At 58.5% G+C, this 3,791-nt stretch carries 3 protein-coding genes; all 3 read left to right on the top strand.

Annotated elements, in window-relative coordinates; genetic code table 11:
- Nucleotides 1–2,612 (top strand): mechanosensitive ion channel family protein (locus V6C16_RS09120; protein ID WP_333543051.1); only part of this gene is annotated, 2,612 nt, incomplete at its 5' end.
- A 91-nt stretch (nt 2,613–2,703) separates the two neighbouring features.
- Nucleotides 2,704–3,051: a cupin domain-containing protein gene (locus V6C16_RS09115; protein WP_333535737.1), complete on the top strand. Its 348-nt coding sequence runs from the start codon at nt 2,704–2,706 to the stop codon at nt 3,049–3,051.
- A gap of 549 nt (nt 3,052–3,600) precedes the next feature.
- A partial coding sequence (locus V6C16_RS09110) for a DUF5320 domain-containing protein (RefSeq protein WP_333543050.1) occupies nt 3,601–3,791 on the top strand: 191 nt, incomplete at its 3' end.

Below are 3,791 nucleotides of genomic sequence, written 5' to 3'. Positions count from 1 at the left end.
CTGCCACCCCGGCCCCTCGTCCGGAAACGGGAGAAAACAAGGACGCCGCAAAGCCCAAGGCCGAAAAAAAAGCCAGCCCGAAGCCCAAGGCCGAAAAAAAGGAAAATGCCGCGCCCAAGCCGCCCAAGGCGGACAAAAAAGACGCCCGCCCGGCCGCCGCCGACAAAAAGGAAAGCCCGGCCGCCCAGGAAGAAGACGGCGCGGGGTCACAGGAAGAAGAAAAAACCGGCGGGCTGCATGACCCTTGGGAAATGGTCTGGAGCAGCCAGCACAACATGCTTGAAGATGTCAACGGCAAAGCCCTTGCCATGAGCGACAGTTTTGCCGACCGCGCCCTCAACGTCAGTGAAAAGGTACAGCCCTTTGTGGACGAGGCCCGCCGCCTTCTGGTGCTGAGCAATACCTATAAAAACGCGCCCAACGCCATGGAGGCCGTCAGCCGCCGCCTTACCGTGACCATTACAGAAGTGCGCAAGATACTGTCGCCCATGATGGACGCCCGCAGCGAGGCGCAGGCCCTGCTTGAGCGCATCAGCTACCTGGCCGACAGCCTGCCCGAAGACCTGCATGACGAGCGCCTCAGCTCCGAAATGCAGGAATACATCCAGGCCCTGGCCATGACCCGCCTGCGCCTTACGGCCGTGCTCGCCCAGTATGACACGGCCCTTGCGCCCTCTCTGGCCCTGCTCAACCGCCTGGAAAAAACCCGGGAAGAAATCAGCACGCAACTGCCCAGCCTGTGGAAGGACTATTATCTGCAAAAGCCCGTTCCCTGGCTCAGCCCGGCGGCCTGGGCCGATTTTCCCAAGCAGATGACCTATTCCTACCAGGGGCTGCTGCTGCGTCTTCCCGTTGAAGTTCCCGTAACCCCCGAGAACTGGGGTACTGCCGTACTGCGCTTTTTCATGTGCCTGCTTTTCGCCGGCGTTCTCACGGTGCTGCTGTCGCGGCGCTGGCTTAACGAAACATCTCCGCAGACAGTGCGCCACATCTTTCATGTGAGTCTGCCCTGGTTTTGCGTGGGTCTGGCCCTGCTGGGCAGTTCCATTTCCGCCACAGGAGAGTTTTTTCGCCTGTTCCTGGCCCTGGGCAACCTGAGCCTCATCGTGGCCCAGATCAATCTGGCCTGGGACCTGAGGCGGCTCAAATACCCGGAAGTGCATATAGAACGCTCGCCCTTCTGGCATCTCATCCCGCTGACCCTGTGCGCTTATGCGCTTCTGTACCTGCCGCTGCTCCGGCCGCTTGTGCTCGTCATCTGGATGGCGCTGCTCATCACGGACATCATGCGCCAGCGCCGCCGCAAAACGCAGGACCTTGGCCCGCTGCATCTGGAAAGCTCGGTGCTTGAAACCGAACCCGTTGTGCTGTGGGTCTGCCTGATCATGACGGTCTTTGGCCTGCACCTTTACAGCATGGTGCTGTATCTCTGCTTTGTTTCCTGCTCTCTTGCCCTGCAACTTTCGCTTGGCGGCATGAGCTTTGTCACCACGATCAGCGAAAAGCTGCCCAAGGAAGGTGTGCGGGCGGCTCTGGCCCACACGGCCGTAGCCCTGGCAGCGCCCGTGGTGCTGGTGGTGGCCTTTGTGGGCGTGACCCAGTGGGTGGGAACCCTGCCCGGCGGCCTGCCCCTGCTGCAATACTATATTCTGCGCGGCGTCAACGTGGGGGCCACACAGTTCAACGTGCTGCACCTGCTCATGATCGTCAGCGCCTTTTACATCACGCGCACGGCCGTTGCCATGGGCTCGCGCTTTCTGGGACGTCTGCCCAAGCAGGGTCTGCAAATAGACGCCACGCTCATTCCACCCATACAGACGGCCTTTTCCTATGCCCTGTGGTGCTTTTTCGGCCTTTTCGTGCTCAAGGCACTGGGCATGGAGCTGAGCAACCTTGCCATGGTGGCTGGCGGCCTTTCCGTGGGTATCGGTTTCGGCATGCAGACCATCGTCAACAACTTTCTCTCCGGCCTCATCCTTATCTTCAGCCGCACCCTGCAGGCCGGGGACGTGGTGGAAGTGGGCGGAACCCAGGGCCGGGTACGCAAGATCAGCGTACGCGCCACCATGGTGGAAACATTCGACAACGCGCTTATCATCGTGCCCAACTCGGAATTTGTGGCAAGCCGCCTTATCAACTGGACGCGCAACAGCCGTACCGTGCGCAAGGAAATAAAAGTGGGCGTGGCCTACGGCAGTGATACGGCCGCCGTCATGCGCATTCTGCTGGCAACGGCCAACGCCAACAGCAACGTGCTCAAATATCCCCCGCCCGCCGTGACCTTTGCGGAGTTTGGAGCCAGCACCCTTGATTTCAGTCTGCTTTTCTGGGTGCGCGATTATGACGTGGGCGGCTCCACGGCCTCTGCCATCCGCCTTGAAATAGAAAAGGAATTCCGCAACCAGCGGATTGAAGTGGCTTTCCCGCAGTTGGACATCCATATCAAGGATATGCCGCCCCGCATGAAGAGCGCGTCGCCGCCTTCGGAGCAGCGCCCCGCACGCAAGCCAAGCCGACGCCCCCGACGCCGGGCCGAAGGCACAGGCGGAAAAAATGCGGCAAAAAGCGCGGCAGAAACGCCAGCGACGGATGACGACGAAGCAACGGCATAAGCAGATGCCCCGTGCCTGACAGCGGATGCACATCCGCAGGGGCGTGGGGCAGCGTAAAGGCCGCAACCAAACAAAGGCACAAGGAGAACACATGATCTATCGCGCCGATGCACTGGAAGGGTTTGAAAAGGAAATGTTCGGTGGCCCCGGAACCACCAAGTTCACCAAAATCGTCAATGAAGAGGGCCTTGCCGGAAAAGGACGCCTGTTCAACCTGGTGAATCTCAAGCCCGGCTGCGCCATCGGCAGCCACAAGCACAACGGGGAACTTGAAATCTATCATGTGCTCAAAGGGCAGGGAACCTATAACGACAACGGAACCGAAGTGCTTGTCAAAGCCGGGGACGTGACCGTCTGTAATGACGGCGAGGTACACGGCATCCTCAATACCGGCACTGAAGACCTGGATATGGTCGCCCTTATCCTCTACACCAAATAAGGCAGCCCCCGTACCCCTCGCCTGCGCCTGCCACAACACGGCACAGACCGAACCGCAGCAGGACCTGCCGCTCAAAACGGCAACGGCTTTACTTCCCAAGGGCGGAACCGCAAGGTTTCCGCCCTTTTTTAGCATATTTCGTCTTTAGAGCAGAGTAACTTTGAGAATGTACATTCTCAAAGTTTAAGGCACGCTCACGTCGGCGTTTAACCGCTCAGATAAACTGCGCTTACGCCTCCGTAGCGAACGTCTGCTCACGCAGACGTCCGAGCAATTTAAAAGTTAAATTGCTCTAGAGCAGAGTAACTTTGAGCATGTACATTCTCAAAGTTTACTTCGGCGTTTACCGTGTCGACCCGAAGCCACATTTCATGCGGCGGCCGCAGCGCGTCCGTCCATTCTTTACTTAACACGCTATATTTACAGTATATATTTTATACAAAAAAATGTTATTGACATATGTCAGATAATGCCCATACTTTATTCATGACATATGTCAACAATAAAGACGCCCCGCGCAGGGCGCAATCAGAACAAAAGGAGGTTCATATGCCTTGCAATGACAATACAGGCCCTGAAGGCAACGGCCCGCGCACCGGGCGCGGACGCGGCATGTGCGGCGGAAACGGTATGGAACGAAAAATGGAACAGGACGGTGCCGGCATGCGGCGCGGTATGCGCCACGGAGCCTGCCGCGGACAGAACATGCCCGGCATGGATGCGCCTCGTGAAGGCGGCTC

Origin of the sequence: Desulfovibrio sp. 1188_IL3213, assembly GCF_036763145.1 — a bacterium.
Taxonomy (GTDB): domain Bacteria; phylum Desulfobacterota; class Desulfovibrionia; order Desulfovibrionales; family Desulfovibrionaceae; genus Desulfovibrio.
Note: the sequence above shows the minus strand (reverse complement) of the source record. Positions and strands in the feature narration are given on the sequence as shown.